The 24,890-nt window shown below is 50.0% G+C and carries 1 protein-coding gene; it reads left to right on the forward strand.

Translation table 11 applies throughout. The annotated features are described in order from the left end of the window. Nucleotides 1-361: 361 nt before the first annotated feature. A complete protein-coding gene (locus tag ACYU0V_RS04060; RefSeq protein WP_461850297.1) occupies nt 362-24,829 on the forward strand; it encodes a BapA/Bap/LapF family large adhesin in 24,468 nt (8,155 codons plus the stop codon). Nucleotides 24,830-24,890: the final 61 nt, after the last annotated feature.

The raw sequence follows: 24,890 nt of genomic DNA on the forward strand, positions 1-24,890 counted from the left end.
AATAATATATTTTATTTTATTAAGATATTAATAATTGTTATATGAATATTTTAATTAAATGATTTTTTCAACAAATGGTAAATAGAAAAATAATAAATTTGTTTTATATATAAAACGTTTAACGTGATTTTTCATTAAATTAACATAAGAAAAACTTAACTAAGACTTATATATAATTTCTATTAATTAAAATTTTTTCTTTAGGTACTTTAGTATTTGTTTTTTTTATTTTAAAGTGTTTAATGTAAAAATGATCACATTACTTAATGTTTTTAAGTTGTAGGTCAAAAACTTAGAAAGATTAAGTAAAAAGAATTATACATAAAATCATTTAAATCAATAATATAAAAGGAATACAGATATGCCTGAAATACAAATTATTGCCAAGGATAGTCACGATACCTTGTCAACAATCAAGGGAACTTCTGCGAAGCTTTCAGAAGCGTCGGTCGTATTGGTAAAAGTGGCTGCCAGTGATGTATTGGTAGTGAATAGGGAGGGTACCAATGCAGTCATTCGCCTGAAAAATGGCGAGACTATTGTTATTGAAGGCTTCTTTAGTGGAACAGCTGAGCCTAAAGATAACAGTCTTGTTTTTCAAGATGAAAATGGACAGTTGATTTGGGCAAAATTCAAAGATGCTGAAAATGATGCGGACGCCGATGCTGATGCGGACGCTGATGCAGACAGTGATGTTGAGCCACAAGCTCTGGTAGCTGAGGATTTACTTGCTGCTTTACCGGCAGAAGCGCCACAAGAGTTGGTGTCTGATGTTATTTACCAGCCTATTTCTTCAATTGAACCATTACTTTATCACGATGCAGGTGTAAACCCATGGTTGTGGGCAGCTATTCCTTTAGTTGCGGGCGGTATTATCGCTGCAGCATCGAATAGTGATAATGATGATGACTCAACACCTGCTGACACCACTCCACCAAATACAGATGGAGTCACTTTCTCTGTTGACCCTGTTACTTCAGATAACGTAATTAATGCATCAGAAGCAGCAGGTAATGTCACGATTACTGGTGTTCTGAAAAACATTCCAGCAGATGCGGCCAATACGGCCGTTACAGTTGTTATTAATGGGGTAACTTATAATGCAACTGTAGACAAAACAGCGGGTACATGGACAGTAAGTGTACCGGGTAGTGGTTTAACAGCTGATGCAGATAAAACCATTGATGCTACTGTAACGTTTACAGATGCGGCAGGTAATAGCAGTACTGTTAAAGATACACAAACTTATACAATTGATACGACTGCACCAAATGCACCAGTGATTGACCCGGTTAACGGGACAGACCCGATCACAGGTACAGCAGAACCTGGTTCAACAGTAACTGTGACTTATCCGGACGGTAGTACGAAAACTGTTGTAGCTGGACCGGATGGTACTTGGACTGTACCAAACCCTGGTTTGAATAATGGTGATGAAGTTACAGCTGTAGCAACAGACCCTGCTGGCAATACATCAGGACCAGGAACAGCTATTGTTGATGCAGTTGGTCCAAATACCGATGGTGTCAACTTCGCAGTTGATTCGGTAACAGCTGATAATGTGGTTAATGCATCAGAAGCGGCTGGCAATGTCACGATTACTGGTGTATTGAAAAACGTTCCTTCAGATGCGGCTACTACAGCCGTTACAGTTGTTATTAATGGGGTAACTTATACTGCAACTGTAGACAGTGCAGCAGGTACATGGACAGTAAGTGTACCAGGTAGCGGTTTGGTTGCTGATGCTGATAAAACGATTGATGCTAAAGTAACCTTCACTGATGCAGCAGGTAATAGCAGCACAGTTAACGATACACAAACTTATACACTGGATACAGCTGCTCCTTCAGCGCCAGTGATTGACCCTGTTAACGGGACAGACCCGATTACAGGTACAGCAGAACCTGGTTCAACCGTAACAGTAACCTATCCTAATGGTGACACAGCAACAGTTGTAGCAGGACCGGATGGTACTTGGACTGTGCCGAACCCAGGCTTGAATGATGGTGATAAAGTTGAGGCAATTGCTACAGATCCAGCAGGCAACCCATCTTTACCAGGTACAGCTACTGTTGATGCAGTTGCACCAGCAGTTGTTATAACTGATCTATTAACGAATGACAGTACACCTGCGTTAACTGGTACAGTGAACGATCCGACAGCCACTGTGGTTGTCAATGTGGATGGTGTTGACTATCCGGCAGTGAACAATGGTGACGGCACCTGGACGCTTGCAGACAATACACTTCCTGCGTTAACTGATGGTCCACACACCATTACCGTGACTGCAACAGATGCAGCAGGTAACGTAGGTACAGATACAGGTGTTGTGACAGTTGATACAGCTGCTCCTTCAGTGCCAGTGATCGACCCAGTTAACGGGACAGACCCGATTACAGGTACAGCAGAACCTGGTTCAACAGTGACTGTGACATATCCGGACGGTAGTACAGCAAGTGTTGTAGCAGGACCGGATGGTACTTGGACTGTGCCAAACCCAGGCTTAAATGATGGTGATACGGTAACAGCAGTAACAGAAGATCCGGCAGGCAATACATCAGGCCCAGCAACAGCTGTGGTTGATGCGGTTGCGCCGACAGTAGCGCTTAATGATGTATTGACCAATGACAGTACACCTGCGTTAACTGGTACAGTGAACGATCCGACAGCAACTGTGGTGGTGAATGTGGATGGTGTTGACTATCCGGCAGTGAATAATGGTGACGGCACCTGGACGCTTGCAGACAATACACTTCCTGCGTTAACTGATGGTCCACACACCATTACCGTAACTGCAACAGATGCAGCAGGCAATGCGGGTACCGATACAGGGGTTGTAACAGTTGATACAGCTGCACCGAATACAGGGTCAGTAAATTTTGCGATTGATTCAGTAACAGCTGACAATGTGATTAATGCGTCAGAAGCGTCAGGCAACGTTACTGTTACAGGTGTATTGAAAAACGTTCCGGCAGATGCAGCAAATACAGTGGTCACTGTTGTGATTAATGGCCAGACGTATACTGCGACTGTAGATAGCACAGCAGGCACATGGACAGTAAGTGTGCCGGGTAGCGGTTTGGTTGCGGATGCAGATAAAACAATTGATGCCAAAGTAACGTTTACAGATGCAGCAGGTAATAGCAGCAGTGTTAACGATACACAAACATATACAATCGATACCACTGCACCTGATGCTCCAGTAATTAACCCGGTTAACGGGACAGACCCGATTACAGGTACAGCAGAACCTGGTTCAACAGTGACTGTGACTTATCCTGACGGCAGTACAGCAAGTGTTGTAGCAGGACCAGACGGTACGTGGACTGTGCCAAACCCTGGCCTGAATGATGGCGATGAAGTTGAAGCGATTGCTACAGATCCAGCAGGTAACCCATCATTACCAGGCACAGCTATTGTCGATGCAGTTGGCCCAAATACCGATGGTGTCAACTTCGCAGTTGATTCAGTAACAGCTGACAATGTAATTAATGCATCAGAAGCGGCTGGCAATGTCACGATTACTGGTGTTCTGACAAACGTTCCTTCAGATGCGGCTACTACAGCCGTTACAGTTGTTATTAATGGGGTAACTTATAATGCAACTGTAGACAGTGCAGCAGGTACATGGACAGTAAGTGTGCCTGGTAGCGGTTTAACAGCGGATGCAGATAAAACAATTGATGCCAAAGTAACCTTCACTGATGCAGTAGGTAATAGCAGCACTGTTAATGATACACAAACTTATACAATTGATACCACAGCACCAAATGCACCGGTACTTGATCCAATCAATGCGACTGACCCAGTGAGCGGTACAGCAGAAGCGGGTTCTACAGTGACAGTCAGCTTCCCTGACGGCACCACTGCAACAGTCGTGGCAGGCACAGATGGAACATGGTCAGTACCAAACCCGGGCAACCTGGTGGATGGCGATACGGTTACAGCAACAGCGACTGACCCTGCAGGCAATACTTCATTGCCAGGTACAGGTACAGTTTCTGCAGACATCACACCTCCGGTGGTTGCACTTGATGATGTGTTGACGAATGACAGCACACCAGCACTTACCGGTACAGTGAACGATCCGACAGCAACTGTGGTTGTGAATGTGGATGGTGTTGACTATCCGGCAGTGAACAATGGTGACGGCACCTGGACGCTTGCAGACAATACACTTCCTGCGTTAACTGATGGTCCACACACCATTACCGTGACTGCAACAGATGCAGCAGGCAATGCAGGTACAGATACAGCAGTGGTGACCATTGATACCACCGCACCAAATGCACCTGTGCTTGATCCAATCAATGCGACTGACCCAGTGAGCGGTACAGCAGAAGCGGGTTCTACAGTGACTGTGAGCTTCCCTGACGGTACCACTGCAACAGTGGTAGCAGGCACAGACGGAACATGGTCAGTACCAAACCCGGGTAACCTGGTGGATGGCGATACGGTAACTGCAACAGCAACTGACCCTGCAGGCAATACTTCATTGCCAGGTACAGGCACAGTCTCTGCAGACATTACACCGCCGGTGGTTGCACTTGATGATGTGTTGACCAATGACAGCACACCAGTACTCACTGGTACAGTGAACGATCCAAGTGCGACTGTGGTGGTGAATGTAGATGGCACAGACTATCCTGCAGTGAACAATGGTGACGGCACCTGGACGCTTGCAGACAATACACTGCCTGCGTTAACTGATGGTCCACACACCATTACCGTGACTGCAACAGATGCAGCAGGCAATGTGGGTACTGATACTGCTGTAGTGACTGTAGATACCACTGCACCAAATGCACCGGTACTTGATCCAATCAATGCAACTGACCCAATTACAGGTACAGCAGAAGCGGGCTCAACCGTGACTGTGAGCTTCCCTGACGGTACGACAGCAACTGTGGTTGCAGGACCAGACGGCACATGGTCAGTACCAAACCCAGGTGACTTAACTGACGGTCAAACTGTTACAGCAACAGCAACTGACCCTGCAGGCAATACTTCATTGCCAGGTACAGGCACAGTCTCTGCAGACATTACACCGCCAGTGGTTGCACTTGATGATGTGTTGACCAATGACAGCACACCAGTACTCACTGGTACAGTGAACGATCCAAGTGCGACTGTGGTGGTGAATGTAGATGGCACAGACTATCCTGCAGTGAACAATGGTGACGGCACCTGGACGCTTGCAGACAATACACTGCCTGCGTTAACTGATGGTCCACACACCATTACCGTGACTGCAACAGATGCAGCAGGCAATGTGGGTACTGATACTGCTGTAGTGACTGTAGATACCACTGCACCAAATGCACCGGTACTTGATCCAATCAATGCAACTGACCCAATTACAGGTACAGCAGAAGCGGGCTCAACCGTGACTGTGAGCTTCCCTGACGGTACGACAGCAACTGTGGTTGCAGGACCAGACGGCACATGGTCAGTACCAAACCCAGGTGACTTAACTGACGGTCAAACTGTTACAGCAACAGCAACTGACCCTGCAGGCAATACTTCATTGCCAGGAACAGGCACAGTCTCTGCGGACATCACAGCACCTGTGGTTCTACTTGATGATGTGTTGACCAATGACAGCACACCAGCACTCACTGGTACAGTGAACGATCCAAGTGCGACTGTGGTGGTGAATGTGGATGGTGTTGACTATCCGGCAGTGAACAATGGTGACGGCACCTGGACGCTTGCAGACAATACACTGCCTGCGTTAACTGATGGTCCACACACCATTACCGTGACTGCAACAGATGCAGCAGGCAATGTGGGTACTGATACTGCTGTAGTGACTGTAGATACCACTGCACCAAATGCACCGGTACTTGATCCAATCAATGCAACTGACCCAATTACAGGTACAGCAGAAGCGGGCTCAACCGTGACTGTGAGCTTCCCTGACGGTACGACAGCAACTGTGGTTGCAGGACCAGACGGCACATGGTCAGTACCAAACCCAGGTGACTTAACTGACGGTCAAACTGTTACAGCAACAGCAACTGACCCTGCAGGCAATACTTCATTGCCAGGAACAGGCACAGTCTCTGCGGACATCACAGCACCTGTGGTTCTACTTGATGATGTGTTGACCAATGACAGCACACCAGTACTCACTGGTACAGTGAACGATCCAAGTGCGACTGTGGTGGTGAATGTAGATGGCACAGACTATCCTGCAGTGAACAATGGTGACGGCACCTGGACGCTTGCAGACAATACACTGCCTGCGTTAACTGATGGTCCACACACCATTACCGTGACTGCAACAGATGCAGCAGGCAATGTGGGTACTGATACTGCTGTAGTGACTGTAGATACCACTGCACCAAATGCACCGGTACTTGATCCAATCAATGCAACTGACCCAATTACAGGTACAGCAGAAGCGGGCTCAACCGTGACTGTGAGCTTCCCTGACGGTACGACAGCAACTGTGGTTGCAGGACCAGACGGCACATGGTCAGTACCAAACCCAGGTGACTTAACTGACGGTCAAACTGTTACAGCAACAGCAACTGACCCTGCAGGCAATACTTCATTGCCAGGAACAGGCACAGTCTCTGCGGACATCACAGCACCTGTGGTTCTACTTGATGATGTGTTGACCAATGACAGCACACCTGCGTTAACCGGTACAGTGAACGATCCGACAGCAACAGTGGTTGTCAATGTGGATGGTGTTGACTATCCGGCAGTGAACAACGGTGACGGCACCTGGACGCTTGCAGACAATACACTGCCTGCGTTAACTGATGGTCCACACACCATTACCGTGACTGCAACAGATGCAGCAGGCAATGTGGGTACTGATACTGCTGTAGTGACTGTAGATACCACTGCACCAAATGCACCGGTACTTGATCCAATCAATGCAACTGACCCAATTACAGGTACAGCAGAAGCGGGCTCAACCGTGACTGTGAGCTTCCCTGACGGTACGACAGCAACTGTGGTTGCAGGACCGGATGGTACTTGGACTGTGCCAAACCCAGGCTTAAATGATGGCGATACAGTAACGGCAGTAACAGAAGATCCTGCTGGCAATACATCAGGCCCAGCAACAGCTGTGGTTGATGCGGTTGCGCCGACAGTAGCACTTGATGATGTGTTGACTAACGACAGCACACCTGAGTTAACCGGTACAGTGAACGATCCGACAGCAACCGTGGTGGTGAATGTGGATGGTGTTGACTATCCGGCAGTAAACAATGGTGACGGCACCTGGACGCTTGCAGACAATACACTGCCTGCGTTAACTGATGGTCCACACACCATTACCGTGACTGCAACAGATGCAGCAGGCAATGCAGGTACAGATACAGGTGTTGTGACAGTTGATACAGCTGCACCGAACGTGCCAGTGATTGACCCGGTTAACGGGACAGACCCAATTACAGGTACGGCAGAACCTGGTTCAACAGTAACAGTAACTTATCCGGACGGTAGTACAGCAAGTGTTGTAGCAGGACCGGATGGTACTTGGACTGTGCCAAACCCAGGCTTAAATGATGGCGATACAGTAACGGCAGTAACAGAAGATCCTGCTGGCAATACATCAGGCCCAGCAACAGCTGTGGTTGATGCGGTTGCACCGAGAGTAGCACTTGATGATGTGTTGACTAACGACAGCACACCTGAGTTAACCGGTACAGTGAACGATCCGACAGCCACTGTGGTGGTGAATGTGGATGGTGTTGACTATCCGGCAGTAAACAATGGTGACGGCACCTGGACGCTTGCAGACAATACACTGCCTGCGTTAACTGATGGTCCACACACCATTACCGTGACTGCAACAGATGCAGCAGGTAACGTAGGTACAGATACAGGTGTTGTGACAGTTGATACAGCTGCACCGAACGCGCCAGTGATCGACCCAGTTAACGGGACAGACCCAATTACAGGTACGGCAGAACCTGGTTCAACAGTAACAGTAACTTATCCGGACGGTAGTACAGCAAGTGTTGTAGCAGGACCGGATGGTACTTGGACTGTGCCAAACCCAGGCTTAAATGATGGCGATACAGTAACGGCAGTAACAGAAGATCCTGCTGGCAATACATCAGGCCCAGCAACAGCTGTGGTTGATGCGGTTGTGCCGACAGTAGCACTTGATGATGTGTTGACTAACGACAGCACACCAGCACTCACTGGTACAGTGAACGATCCGACAGCCACTGTGGTGGTGAATGTGGATGGTGTTGACTATCCGGCAGTGAACAACGGTGACGGCACCTGGACGCTTGCAGACAATACACTGCCTGCGTTAACTGATGGTCCACACACCATTACCGTGACTGCAACAGATGCAGCAGGTAACGTAGGTACAGATACAGGTGTTGTGACAGTTGATACAGCAGCTCCTACAGCACCAGTGATTGACCCGGTTAACGGGACAGACCCAATTACAGGTACGGCAGAACCTGGTTCAACAGTAACAGTAACTTATCCGGACGGTAGTACAGCAAGTGTTGTAGCAGGACCGGATGGTACTTGGACTGTGCCAAACCCAGGCTTAAATGATGGCGATACAGTAACGGCAGTAACAGAAGATCCTGCTGGCAATACATCAGGCCCAGCAACAGCTGTGGTTGATGCGGTTGTGCCGACAGTAGCACTTGATGATGTGTTGACTAACGACAGCACACCAGCACTCACTGGTACAGTGAACGATCCGACAGCCACTGTGGTGGTGAATGTGGATGGTGTTGACTATCCGGCAGTGAACAATGGTGACGGCACCTGGACGCTTGCAGACAATACACTGCCTGCGTTAACTGATGGTCCACACACCATTACCGTGACTGCAACTGACCCTGCAGGCAATGCGGGTACAGATACAGCAGTGGTGACCATTGATACCACCGCACCAAATGCACCAGTACTTGATCCAATCAATGCAACTGACCCAGTGAGCGGTACAGCAGAACCTGGTTCTACAGTGACTGTGAGCTTCCCTGACGGCACCACTGCAACAGTCGTGGCAGGCACAGATGGCAGCTGGTCAGTACCAAACCCGGGTAACCTGGTGGATGGCGATACCGTGACTGCAACAGCAACTGACCCTGCAGGCAATAGTTCATTGCCAGGTACAGGCACAGTCTCTGCCGACATCACAGCACCTGTGGTTGCACTAGATGATGTACTCACTAATGACAGCACACCTGCGTTAACCGGTACAGTGAACGATCCGACAGCCACTGTGGTTGTCAATGTGGATGGTGTTGACTATCCGGCAGTGAACAATGGTGACGGCACCTGGACGCTTGCAGACAATACTTTGCCTGCGTTAACTGATGGTCCACACACCATTACCGTGACTGCAACTGACCCTGCAGGCAATGCGGGTACAGATACAGCAGTGGTGACCATTGATACCACCGCACCAAATGCACCAGTACTTGATCCAATCAATGCAACTGACCCAGTGAGCGGTACAGCAGAACCTGGTTCTACAGTGACTGTGACATATCCTGATGGCACCACTGCAACAGTCGTGGCAGGCACAGATGGCAGCTGGTCAGTACCAAACCCGGGTAACCTGGTGGATGGCGATACCGTGACTGCAACAGCAACTGACCCTGCAGGCAATAGTTCATTGCCAGGTACAGGCACAGTCTCTGCCGACATCACAGCACCTGTGGTTGCACTAGATGATGTACTCACTAATGACAGCACACCTGCGTTAACCGGTACAGTGAACGATCCGACAGCCACTGTGGTTGTCAATGTGGATGGTGTTGACTATCCGGCAGTGAACAATGGTGACGGCACCTGGACGCTTGCAGACAATACTTTGCCTGCGTTAACTGATGGTCCACACACCATTACCGTGACTGCAACTGACCCTGCAGGCAATGCGGGTACAGATACAGCAGTGGTGACCATTGATACCACCGCACCAAATGCACCAGTACTTGATCCAATCAATGCAACTGACCCAGTGAGCGGTACAGCAGAACCTGGTTCTACAGTGACTGTGACATATCCTGATGGCACCACTGCAACAGTCGTGGCAGGCACAGATGGCAGCTGGTCAGTACCAAACCCGGGTAACCTGGTGGATGGCGATACCGTGACTGCAACAGCAACTGACCCTGCAGGCAATACTTCATTGCCAGGTACAGGCACAGTCTCTGCAGACATCACAGCACCTGTGGTTGCACTAGATGATGTACTCACTAATGACAGCACACCAGCACTCACTGGTACAGTGAACGATCCGACAGCCACTGTGGTTGTCAATGTGGATGGTGTTGACTATCCGGCAGTGAACAATGGTGACGGCACCTGGACGCTTGCAGACAATACTTTGCCTGCGTTAACTGATGGTCCACACACCATTACCGTGACTGCAACTGACCCTGCAGGCAATGCGGGTACAGATACAGCAGTGGTGACCATTGATACCACCGCACCAAATGCACCAGTACTTGATCCAATCAATGCAACTGACCCAGTGAGCGGTACAGCAGAACCTGGTTCTACAGTGACTGTGACATATCCTGATGGCACCACTGCAACAGTCGTGGCAGGCACAGATGGCAGCTGGTCAGTACCAAACCCGGGTAACCTGGTGGATGGCGATACCGTGACTGCAACAGCAACTGACCCTGCAGGCAATACTTCATTGCCAGGTACAGGTACAGTCTCTGCCGACATCACAGCACCTGTGGTTGCACTTGATGATGTGTTGACGAATGACAGCACACCAGCACTCACTGGTACAGTGAACGATCCGACAGCCACTGTGGTGGTGAATGTGGATGGTGTTGACTATCCGGCAGTGAACAACGGTGACGGCACCTGGACGCTTGCAGACAATACACTGCCTGCGTTAACTGATGGTCCACACACCATTACCGTGACTGCAACAGATGCAGCAGGTAACGTAGGTACAGATACAGGTGTTGTGACAGTTGATACAGCAGCTCCTACAGCACCAGTGATTGACCCGGTTAACGGGACAGACCCAATTACAGGTACGGCAGAACCTGGTTCAACAGTAACAGTAACTTATCCGGACGGTAGTACAGCAAGTGTTGTAGCAGGACCGGATGGTACTTGGACTGTGCCAAACCCAGGCTTAAATGATGGCGATACAGTAACGGCAGTAACAGAAGATCCTGCTGGCAATACATCAGGCCCAGCAACAGCTGTGGTTGATGCGGTTGCGCCGACAGTAGCACTTGATGATGTGTTGACTAACGACAGCACACCTGAGTTAACCGGTACAGTGAACGATCCGACAGCCACTGTGGTGGTGAATGTGGATGGTGTTGACTATCCGGCAGTGAACAACGGTGACGGCACCTGGACGCTTGCAGACAATACACTGCCTGCGTTAACTGATGGTCCACACACCATTACCGTGACTGCAACAGATGCAGCAGGTAACGTAGGTACAGATACAGCAGTGGTGACCATTGATACCACAGCACCAAATGCACCTGTACTTGATCCAATCAATGCAACTGACCCGGTGAGCGGTACAGCAGAAGCGGGTTCTACAGTGACAGTCAGCTTCCCTGACGGCACCACTGCAACAGTCGTGGCAGGCACAGATGGCAGCTGGTCAGTACCAAACCCAGGTAACCTGGTGGATGGCGATACAGTGACTGCAACAGCCACTGACCCTGCAGGCAATATTTCATTGCCAGGTACAGGCACAGTCTCTGCAGACATCACACCGCCAGTGGTTGTACTTGATGATGTGTTGACGAACGACAGCACACCAGCACTCACTGGTACAGTGAACGATCCGACAGCCACTGTGGTGGTGAATGTGGATGGTATTGATTATCCTGCAGTGAACAATGGTGACGGCACCTGGACGCTTGCAGACAATACACTGCCTGCGTTAACTGATGGTCCACACACCATTACCGTGACTGCAACAGATGCAGCAGGTAACGTAGGTACAGATACAGGTGTTGTGACAGTTGATACAGCTGCACCGAACGCGCCAGTGATCGACCCAGTTAACGGGACAGACCCAATTACAGGTACGGCAGAACCTGGTTCAACAGTAACAGTAACTTATCCGGACGGTAGTACAGCAAGTGTTGTAGCAGGACCGGATGGTACTTGGACTGTGCCAAACCCAGGCTTAAATGATGGCGATACAGTAACGGCAGTAACAGAAGATCCTGCTGGCAATACATCAGGCCCAGCAACAGCTGTGGTTGATGCGGTTGCGCCGACAGTAGCACTTGATGATGTGTTGACTAACGACAGCACACCAGCACTCACTGGTACAGTGAACGATCCGACAGCCACTGTGGTGGTGAATGTGGATGGTGTTGACTATCCGGCAGTAAACAATGGTGACGGCACCTGGACGCTTGCAGACAATACACTGCCTGCGTTAACTGATGGTCCACACACCATTACCGTGACTGCAACAGATGCAGCAGGTAACGTAGGTACAGATACAGGTGTTGTGACAGTTGATACAGCTGCACCGAACGCGCCAGTGATTGACCCGGTTAACGGGACAGACCCAATTACAGGTACAGCAGAACCTGGTTCAACTGTGACTGTGACATATCCAGATGGTAGTACGGCAAGTGTTGTAGCAGGACCAGATGGTAGTTGGACTGTGCCAAACCCAGGCTTAAATGATGGTGACACGGTAACAGCAGTAACAGAAGATCCAGCGGGCAATACCTCAGGTCCAGCAACAGCTGTGGTGGATGCAGTTGCACCGACAGTCGCACTTGATGATGTGTTGACGAATGACAGCACACCAGCACTCACTGGTACAGTGAACGATCCAACAGCCACTGTGGTTGTGAACGTGGATGGTGTTGACTATCCTGCAGTGAACAATGGTGACGGCACCTGGACGCTTGCAGACAATACACTTCCTGCATTAACTGATGGTCCACATACCATTACCGTGACGGCAACTGATGCTGCAGGTAATGCGGGTACCGATACAGCAGTGGTGACAGTTGATACAACAGCACCAGCAGCACCAGTGATTGACCCGGTTAACGGGACAGATCCAATTACAGGTACAGCAGAACCTAGTTCAACTGTGACTGTGACATATCCGGACGGAAGTACAGCAAGTGTTGTAGCAGGACCGGATGGTACTTGGACTGTGCCAAACCCAGGCTTAAATGATGGTGACACGGTAACAGCAGTAACAGAAGATCCAGCGGGCAATACCTCAGGTCCAGCAACAGCTGTGGTGGATGCAGTTGCACCGACAGTCGCACTGGATGATGTATTGACCAACGACAGCACACCAGCACTCACCGGTACAGTGAACGATCCGACAGCCACTGTGGTTGTGAATGTGGATGGTGTTGACTATCCTGCAGTGAACAATGGTGACGGCACCTGGACGCTTGCAGACAATACACTTCCTGCATTAACTGATGGTCCACACACCATTACCGTGACGGCAACTGATGCAGCAGGCAATGCGGGTACCGATACAGCAGTGGTGACGATTGATACCACCGCACCAAATGCACCAGTACTTGATCCAATCAATGCAACTGATCCAGTGAGCGGTACAGCAGAAGCGGGTTCAACCGTGACGGTGAGCTTCCCTGATGGCACCACTGCAACAGTCGTGGCAGGCACAGACGGCAGCTGGTCAGTACCAAATCCGGGTAACCTGGTGGATGGCGATACCGTGACTGCAACAGCGACTGACCCTGCAGGCAATACTTCATTGCCAGGTACAGGCACAGTCTCTGCAGACATCACACCGCCGGTGGTTGCACTTGATGATGTGTTGACTAACGACAGCACACCAGCACTCACTGGTACAGTGGATGATCCGACAGCAACAGTGGTTGTGAACGTGGATGGTGTTGACTATCCGGCAATAAACAATGGTGATGGCACCTGGACGCTTGCAGACAATACACTGCCTGCATTAACTGATGGCCCACATACCATTACCGTGACGGCAACAGATGCAGCAGGCAATGCGGGTACCGATACGGCAGTAGTGACCATTGATACCACCGCACCAAATGCACCAGTACTTGATCCAATCAATGCAACTGACCCAGTGAGCGGTACAGCAGAAGCTGGTTCAACCGTGACGGTGAGCTTCCCTGATGGCACCACTGCAACAGTCGTGGCAGGCACAGACGGCAGCTGGTCAGTACCAAACCCGGGTAACCTGGTGGATGGCGATACCGTGACTGCAACAGCGACTGACCCTGCAGGCAATACTTCATTGCCAGGTACAGGCACAGTCTCTGCAGACATTACACCGCCGGTGGTTGCGCTGGATGATGTGTTGACTAACGACAGCACACCAGCACTCACTGGTACAGTGAACGATCCGACAGCCACTGTGGTTGTGAACGTGGATGGTGTTGACTATCCGGCAGTGAACAATGGTGATGGCACCTGGACGCTTGCAGACAATACACTGCCTGCATTAACTGATGGTCCACACACCATTACCGTGACGGCAACTGATGCAGCAGGCAATGCGGGTACCGATACAGCAGTGGTGACGATTGATACCACCGCACCAAATGCACCAGTACTTGATCCAATCAATGCAACTGATCCAGTGAGCGGTACAGCAGAAGCGGGTTCAACCGTGACGGTGAGCTTCCCTGATGGCACCACTGCAACAGTCGTGGCAGGCACAGACGGCAGCTGGTCAGTACCAAATCCGGGTAACCTGGTGGATGGCGATACCGTGACTGCAACAGCGACTGACCCTGCAGGCAATACTTCATTGCCAGGTACAGGCACAGTCTCTGCAGACATCACACCGCCGGTGGTTGCACTTGATGATGTGTTGACTAACGACAGCACACCAGCACTCACTGGTACAGTGAACGATCCGACTGCCACTGTGGTTGTAAATGTGGATGGTGTTGACTATCCGGCAATAAACAATGGTGATGGCACCTGGACGCTTGCAGACAATGCACTTCCTGAGTTAACTGATGGTCCACACACCATTACCGTGACGGCAACTGATGCAGCAGGCAATGCGGGTAGCGATACAGCAGTAGTGACCATTGATACCACCGCACCAAATGCACCTGTACTTGATCCAATCAATGCAACTGACCCAGTGAGCGGTACAGCAGAAGCGGGTTCAACCGTGACGGTGAGCTTCCCTGATGGCACCACTGCAACAGTCGTGGCAGGCACAGACGGCAGCTGGTCAGTACCAAATCCGGGTAACCTGGTGGATGGCGATACCGTGACTGCAACAGCGACTGACCCTGCAGGCAATACTTCATTGCCAGGTACAGGCACAGTCTCTGCAGACATTACACCGCCGGTGGTTGCACTTGATGATGTGTTGACTAACGACAGCACACCAGCACTCACTGGTACAGTGGATGATCCGACTGCCACTGTGGTTGTGAACGTGGATGGTGTTGACTATCCGGCAGTGAACAATGGTGACGGCACCTGGACGCTTGCAGACAATACACTGCCTGCGTTAACTGATGGTCCACACACCATTACCGTGACGGCAACTGATGCTGCAGGTAATGCGGGTACCGATACAGCAGTGGTGACCATTGATACCACCGCACCAAATGCACCAGTACTTGATCCAATCAATGCAACTGACCCAGTGAGCGGTACAGCAGAAGCTGGTTCAACCGTGACGGTGAGCTTCCCTGATGGCACCACTGCAACAGTCGTGGCAGGCACAGACGGAACATGGTCAGTACCAAACCCGGGTAACCTGGTGGATGGCGATACCGTGACTGCAACAGCGACTGACCCTGCAGGCAATACTTCATTGCCAGGTACAGGCACAGTCTCTGCAGACATTACACCGCCGGTGGTTGCGCTGGATGATGTACTCACGAACGACAGCACACCAGCACTCACCGGTACAGTGAACGATCCGACAGCCACTGTGGTTGTGAACGTGGATGGTGTTGACTATCCTGCAGTGAACAATGGTGACGGCACCTGGACGCTTGCAGACAATACACTGCCTGCGTTAACTGATGGTCCACATACCATTACCGTGACGGCAACAGATGCAGCAGGCAATGCGGGTACCGATACGGCAGTAGTGACCATTGATACCACCGCACCAAATGCACCAGTACTTGATCCAATCAATGCAACTGACCCGGTGAGCGGTACAGCAGAAGCGGGTTCTACAGTGACAGTCAGCTTCCCTGACGGCACCACTGCAACAGTCGTGGCAGGCACAGATGGCAGCTGGTCAGTACCAAACCCAGGTAACCTGGTGGATGGCGATACAGTGACTGCAACAGCCACTGACCCTGCAGGCAATATTTCATTGCCAGGTACAGGCACAGTCTCTGCAGACATCACACCGCCAGTGGTTGTACTTGATGATGTGTTGACTAACGACAGCACACCAGCACTCACTGGTACAGTGAACGATCCGACAGCCACTGTGGTGGTGAATGTGGATGGTATTGATTATCCTGCAGTGAACAATGGTGACGGCACCTGGACGCTTGCAGACAATGCACTTCCTGCGTTAACTGATGGCCCACACACCATTACCGTGACGGCAACAGATGCAGCAGGCAATGCAGGTACCGATACAGCAGTGGTGACCATTGATACCACAGCACCAAATGCACCTGTACTTGATCCAATCAATGCAACTGACCCGGTGAGCGGTACAGCAGAAGCGGGTTCTACAGTGACAGTCAGCTTCCCTGACGGCACCACTGCAACAGTCGTGGCAGGCACAGATGGCAGCTGGTCAGTACCAAACCCAGGTAACCTGGTGGATGGCGATACAGTGACTGCAACAGCCACTGACCCTGCAGGCAATACTTCATTGCCAGGTACAGAGATTGTTGACGGAGATGGTTTACCACCAGTGGTATCGTTAACGGATGAAGTGACGAATGATGCAACGCCGGACTTGTCAGGTAGCATCAATGATCCGAATGCAACGATTGTAGTGACTGTGGATGGTATTGATTATCCAGCAGTGAACAATGGCGATGGCACCTGGACTTTACCGAACGATATCTTACCAAGCTTGTCAGAAGGTGCGCACAGTGTGACTGTGACAGCAACAGACTTGGCAGGTAATGTGGGTACGGATACAGGTACTGTAACAATCGACACCGTTGCACCGAATGCACCGGACATCGATCCATTAAATGCGGTAGATCCGATTACAGGTACAGCAGAACCAGATTCAACCGTGACTGTGAGCTTCCCTGACGGTACGACAGCAACTGTGGTTGCAGGACCAGACGGCACATGGTCAGTACCAAACCCGGGTAACCTGGTGGATGGAGATACAATTTCAGCAACAGCGACTGACCCTGCAGGCAATACTTCATTGCCAGGTACAGAGATTGTTGACGGAGATGGTTTACCACCAGTGGTATCGTTAACGGATGAAGTGACGAATGATGCAACGCCGGACTTGTCAGGTAGCATCAATGATCCGAATGCAACGATTGTAGTGACTGTGGATGGTATTGATTATCCAGCAGTGAACAATGGCGATGGCACCTGGACTTTACCGAACGATATCTTACCAAGCTTGTCAGAAGGTGCGCACAGTGTGACTGTGACAGCAACAGACTTGGCAGGTAATGTGGGTACGGATACAGGTACTGTAACAATCGACACCGTTGCACCGAATGCACCGGACATCGATCCAGTAAATGCGGTAGATCCGATTACAGGTACAGCAGAACCAGATTCAACCGTGACTGTAAGCTTCCCTGACGGTACGACAGCAACTGTGGTTGCAGGACCAGACGGCACATGGTCAGTACCAAACCCAGGTAACCTGGTGGATGGAGATACAATTTCAGCAACAGCGACTGACCCTGCAGGCAATACTTCATTGCCAGGTACAGAGATTGTTGACGGAGATGGTTTACCACCAGTGGTATCGTTAACGGATGAAGTGACGAATGATGCAACGCCGGACTTGTCAGGTAGCATCAATGATCCGAATGCAACGATTGTAGTGACTGTGGATGGTATTGATTATCCAGCAGTGAACAATGGCGATGGCACCTGGACTTTACCGAACGATATCTTACCAAGCTTGTCAGAAGGTGCGCACAGTGTGACTGTGACAGCAACAGACTTGGCAGGTAATGTGGGTACGGATACAGGTACTGTAACAATCGACACCGTTGCACCGAATGCACCGGACATCGATCCAGTAAATGCGGTAGATCCGATTACAGGTACAGCAGAACCAGATTCAACCGTGACTGTAAGCGTCCCTAACGGTACGACAGCAACTGTAGTTGCAGGACCAGACGGCACATGGTCAGTACCAAACCCGGGTAACCTGGTGGATGGAGATACAATTTCAGCAACAGCGACTGACCCTGCAGGCAATACTTCATTGCCAGGTACAGAGATTGTTGACGGAGATGGTTTACCACCAGTGGTATCGTTAACGGATGAAGTGACGAATGATGCAACGCCGGACTTGTCAGGTAGCATCAATGATCCGAATGCAACGATTGTAGTGACTGTGGATGGTATTGATTATCCAGCAGTGAACAATGGCGATGGCACCTGGACTTTACCGAACGATATCTTACCAAGCTTGTCAGAAGGTGCGCACAGTGTGACTGTGACAGCAACAGACTTGGCAGGTAATGTGGGTACGGATACAGGTACTGTAACAATCGACACCGTTGCACCGGTTGTGACCTTCCCGGATGTATCAACCAATGACACTACACCAGCGTTAACGGGTACGGTTGATGATCCGCTAGCAACGATTGTGGTGACTGTGGATGGCGTGGATTACCCAGCGACTAACAATGGCGACGGTACTTGGACGCTTGCAGACAATACACTTCCAGCGTTGACGGATGCTCCACACACAGTGAGCGTGACTGCAACAGATGTGGCAGGCAACGTTTCAACACCGGTTACAGGTACAGTGACTGTTGATGCGACAGCACCGACACTTGCGATTAGCACAGATGACCTTGCACTCGCGGCAGGTGAAAGCACGACAGTAACCTTCACGTTCAGTGAAGCGGTGACTGGCTTTGATGCATCGGATGTGACTTTGGCAGGCGGTACGTTAGCAGGCTTGAGCACAGCAGATGGCGGATTGACCTGGACAGCGACCTTCACACAAGATGGCACTGCGACAGCACCAAGCATCAGTGTTGCGGATAACACCTATACTGACCTTGCAGGTAACTTGGGTACAGGCGCAAGCTTGGCTGGCCTGACCTCAGATGTGGTGGCACCGACACTTGCGATCACAGCAGCAGACCTGAATCTAGGTCTTGGTGAAAGCACGACAGTAACCTTCACCTTCAGTGAAGCAGTGACTGGCTTTGATGCATCGGATGTGACTTTGGCAGGCGGTACATTAGCAGGCTTGAGCACAGCAGATGGCGGATTGACCTGGACAGCGACCTTCACACAAGATGGCACTGCGACAGCACCAAGCATCAGTGTTGCGGATAACACCTATACTGACCTTGCAGGTAACTTGGGTACAGGCGCAAGCTTGGCTGGCCTGACCTCAGATGTGGTGGCACCGACACTTGCGATCACAGCAGCAGACCTGAATCTGGGTCTTGGTGAAAGCACGACAGTAACCTTCACCTTCAGTGAAGCAGTGACTGGCTTTGATGCATCGGATGTGACTTTGGCAGGCGGTACATTAGCAGGCTTGAGCACAGCAGATGGCGGATTGACCTGGACAGCGACCTTCACACAAGATGGCACTGCGACAGCACCAAGCATCAGTGTTGCGGATAACACCTATACTGACCTTGCAGGTAACTTGGGTACAGGCGCAAGCTTGGCTGGCCTGACCTCAGATGTGGTGGCACCGACACTTGCGATCACAGCAGCAGACCTGAATCTGGGTCTTGGTGAAAGCACGACAGTAACCTTCACCTTCAGTGAAGCAGTGACTGGCTTTGATGCATCGGATGTGACTTTGGCAGGCGGTACATTAGCAGGCTTGAGCACAGCAGATGGCGGATTGACCTGGACAGCGACCTTCACACAAGATGGCACTGCGACAGCACCAAGCATCAGTGTTGCGGATAACACCTATACTGACCTTGCAGGTAACTTGGGTACAGGCGCAAGCTTGGCTGGCCTGACCTCAGATGTGGTGGCACCGACACTTGCGATCACAGCAGCAGACCTGAATCTAGGTCTTGGTGAAAGCACGACAGTAACCTTCACCTTCAGTGAAGCAGTGACTGGCTTTGATGCATCGGATGTGACTTTGGCAGGCGGTACGTTAGCAGGCTTGAGCACAGCAGATGGCGGATTGACCTGGACAGCGACCTTCACACAAGATGGCACTGCGACAGCACCAAGCATCAGTGTTGCGGATAACACCTATACTGACCTTGCAGGTAACTTGGGTACAGGCGCAAGCTTGGCTGGCCTGACCTCAGATGTGGTGGCACCGACACTTGCGATCACAGCAACTGACCTGAATCTGGGTCTTGGTGAAAGCACGACAGTAACCTTCACCTTCAGTGAAGCAGTGACTGGCTTTGATGCATCGGATGTGACTTTGGCAGGCGGTACATTAGCAGGCTTGAGCACAGCAGATGGCGGATTGACCTGGACAGCGACCTTCACACAAGATGGCACTGCGACAGCACCAAGCATCAGTGTTGCGGATAACACCTATACTGACCTTGCAGGTAACTTGGGTACAGGCGCAAGCTTGGCTGGCCTGACCTCAGATGTGGTGGCACCGACACTTGCGATCACAGCAGCAGACCTGAATCTGGGTCTTGGTGAAAGCACGACAGTAACCTTCACCTTCAGTGAAGCAGTGACTGGCTTTGATGCATCGGATGTGACTTTGGCAGGCGGTACATTAGCAGGCTTGAGCACAGCAGATGGTGGATTGACCTGGACAGCGACCTTCACACAAGATGGCACTGCGACAGCACCAAGCATCAGTGTTGCGGATAACACCTATACTGACCTTGCAGGTAACTTGGGTACAGGCGCAAGCTTGGCTGGCCTGACCTCAGATGTGGTGGCACCGACACTTGCGATCACAGCAACTGACCTGAATCTGGGTCTTGGTGAAAGCACGACAGTAACCTTCACGTTCAGTGAAGCAGTGACTGACTTTGATGCATCGGATGTGACTTTGGCAGGCGGTACATTAGCAGGCTTGAGCACAGCAGATGGTGGATTGACCTGGACAGCGACCTTCACACAAGATGGCACTGCGACAGCACCAAGCATCAGTGTTGCGGATAACACCTATACTGACCTTGCAGGTAACTTGGGTACAGGCGCAAGCTTGGCTGGCCTGACCTCAGATGTGGTGGCACCGACACTTGCGATCACAGCAACTGACCTGAATCTGGGTCTTGGTGAAAGCACGACAGTAACCTTCACGTTTAGTGAAGCAGTGACTGACTTTGATGCATCGGATGTGACTTTGGCAGGCGGTACATTAGCAGGCTTGAGCACAGCAGATGGCGGATTGACCTGGACAGCGACCTTCACACAAGATGGCACTGCGACAGCACCAAGCATCAGTGTTGCGGATAACACCTATACTGACCTTGCAGGTAACTTGGGTACAGGCGCAAGCTTGGCTGGCCTGACCTCAGATGTGGTGGCACCGACACTTGCGATCACAGCAACTGACCTGAATCTAGGTCTTGGTGAAAGCACGACAGTAACCTTCACGTTCAGTGAAGCAGTGACTGACTTTGATGCATCGGATGTGACTTTGGCAGGCGGTACATTAGCAGGCTTGAGCACAGCAGATGGTGGATTGACCTGGACAGCGACCTTCACACAAGATGGCACTGCGACAGCACCAAGCATCAGTGTTGCGGATAACACCTATACTGACCTTGCAGGTAACTTGGGTACAGGCGCAAGCTTGGCTGGCCTGACCTCAGATGTGGTGGCACCGACACTTGCGATCACAGCAACTGACCTGAATCTAGGTCTTGGTGAAAGCACGACAGTAACCTTCACCTTCAGTGAAGCAGTGACTGGCTTTGATGCATCGGATGTGACTTTGGCAGGCGGTACATTAGCAGGCTTGAGCACAGCAGATGGCGGATTGACCTGGACAGCGACCTTCACACAAGATGGCACTGCGACAGCACCAAGCATCAGTGTTGCGGATAACACCTATACTGACCTTGCAGGTAACTTGGGTACAGGCGCAAGCTTGGCTGGCCTGACCTCAGATGTGGTGGCACCGACACTTGCGATCACAGCAACTGACCTGAATCTGGGTCTTGGTGAAAGCACGACAGTAACCTTCACCTTCAGTGAAGCAGTGACTGGCTTTGATGCATCGGATGTGACTTTGGCAGGCGGTACATTAGCAGGCTTGAGCACAGCAGATGGCGGATTGACCTGGACAGCGACCTTCACACAAGATGGCACTGCGACAGCACCAAGCATCAGTGTTGCGGATAACACCTATACTGACCTTGCAGGTAACTTGGGTACAGGCGCAAGCTTGGCTGGCCTGACCTCAGATGTGGTGGCACCGACACTTGCGATCACAGCAACTGACCTGAATCTGGGTCTTGGTGAAAGCACGACAGTAACCTTCACCTTCAGTGAAGCAGTGACTGGCTTTGATGCATCGGATGTGACTTTGGCAGGCGGTACATTAGCAGGCTTGAGCACAGCAGATGGTGGATTGACCTGGACAGCGACCTTCACACAAGATGGCACTGCGACAGCACCAAGCATCAGTGTTGCGGATAACACCTATACTGACCTTGCAGGTAACTTGGGTACAGGCGCTAATCTTGCTGGCCTTGTTCTTGTGCCAACAATTACTGCACATGACAATGTAGATAGTGTGGCAATTGATATTGTTCCATTAACTACAACGGGTATTAATGCTGGTTCTGCAACCTATCTAGCATTGATAGGTGTAACTGAAAATCTCAACGTATCGCTTCTTGGTACTCCGAGTGTGAGCTTCAGTATTGCAGCTGGACATACTTCAGATGCAACGATTAGCTATAGCGCTTTATTAAGTTTGTCTTTGCTTAACGACTATAAAATTGTTTTACAAAAACAAGCACCAGATGGTTCTTGGCAGAATGTTGCAGGTGATGCTAGTACTGGGCTAATTAACGTCGGAATACTTGGTGGTAATGGATTCGGTGCGACTATCACAGACTTGGCAAGTGGTTCTTATAGAGCGTTTATGGTCTATACCGGTGTGGGTGCAGGATTGTTAGGCACAATGAGTGTGGTTCGCGATGATTATAATCACACAGTAGTACCTACATATAGTGCAGCAACAGTGAGCGGTAATGTGCTTACGGATGATGATTCGACTATATATGGTCCTTCATATGTCCAAGATACAATCACTGGAACTACAGTGGTATCTACAGTGATTGGTGAGCAAGTAGGCGCGATATTAACACCTATTGGTTCTTCAACCCCAGTAACAGGAGCTTATGGAACACTTACTATCTCTGCAAATGGTTCATATAGCTATACACCAATTGCCAATGCCGCAAACATTGGTAAAGTAGACAGCTTCACTTACACCATTACTGATCCTGTATCAGGTGGTACTAGTACAGCGGTATTGCACATACAGATTGGATCACCTGATGTCAGCATTACTTGGAATACTGCTAGTCCTGGAACGGATGGTACGACTCAAATCGTTGCCAATGCAGACCAAGCTGTTGCAACAGTTGATTTTAGTAACTCAACTGATACACCTGTAGATGTTCCAAGTCCGAACATAACAATCAACTTGATTGGTTCGACTTCTGTAGTTTCTAATAGCTTCACTGTTGCGGCAGGAGATCTGGTAGATGTACAGGTAGCAGCAACTTATGCTAATCAACCATTATTAAGTGCATTACCAACAGTGAGTTATGTTGTTCAACAATTTGTTGGTGGAGTATGGGTTGATACAACTTATACTGGTTCGGCGGCAGCGCTTGCCAGTGTGGGTGGTATTAGTCTCGGAACAGTGGCTTTCCAAGATGCTGTTCTGCACTTAGGAGCTGGTACATACCGTATTGAGTATACGTTGACAGCGATTACACTTGGTACAACAACGTTGGATACACAAGTAACGACTACTACAACGCACTTGAACAATTACTCATCTGATTGGATCCATGGCAACATTATAGATGGTGACACAATAGGTGGGGTTGCAGACAGTGGTACCTTTACTGCTGATGGTGTCAAACTCTATGTTGAAACAAGTCCTGGTGTGTATGTTGAGGCTACTGGTCAATCTATCACTACTGCGAATGGTACATTTGTGATCAATTCGAATGGTGACTATGATTATCGTGCCAATACTTCGTCGTTAACATTAACGAACCCAACCGATACCATTAACTACAAGTTAGTGGCAGCGAATGGTTCCGAGTCTTTATCATCATTGACGGTTAACCTGACTACTTCTGATTACAATACTCATGTAATTAGCACAGCAGCGAATGATACGTTCAATACAGATACTGGCACGATTGGTTTTGGTTCAGATACTTTGATCTACCATGTGTTGAATGGAAGTGCAGCAACAGCTAGTAATGGTGCAACTACTGGCGGTAATGGTGTAGATACTTGGGCTAACTTCCATGTGGGTAATGTTGCTACAGATCAGCAAGCTGATTTAATTGATATCAGAGCATTACTCGATGGAGATCAAACAGACACCAATATTGGACAATATCTAAATGTCACTGTAAGTGGTGGTAATACAACTATTCAGATTGACCGTGATGGTTTAACAGGATTTATTCCGGCTAATAACTTTACGAATCTGTTGGTTTTACAAGGTGTTACTACTAGTGAGGCAGAGTTACTTGCTAATGGTCAAATTATCTATTAATAGATAATTAACCAAATAAAAAAAGAGCCTTAGGGCTCTTTTTTTATGTTTAAACAATACG

The organism is Acinetobacter sp. X9 (assembly GCF_054889255.1).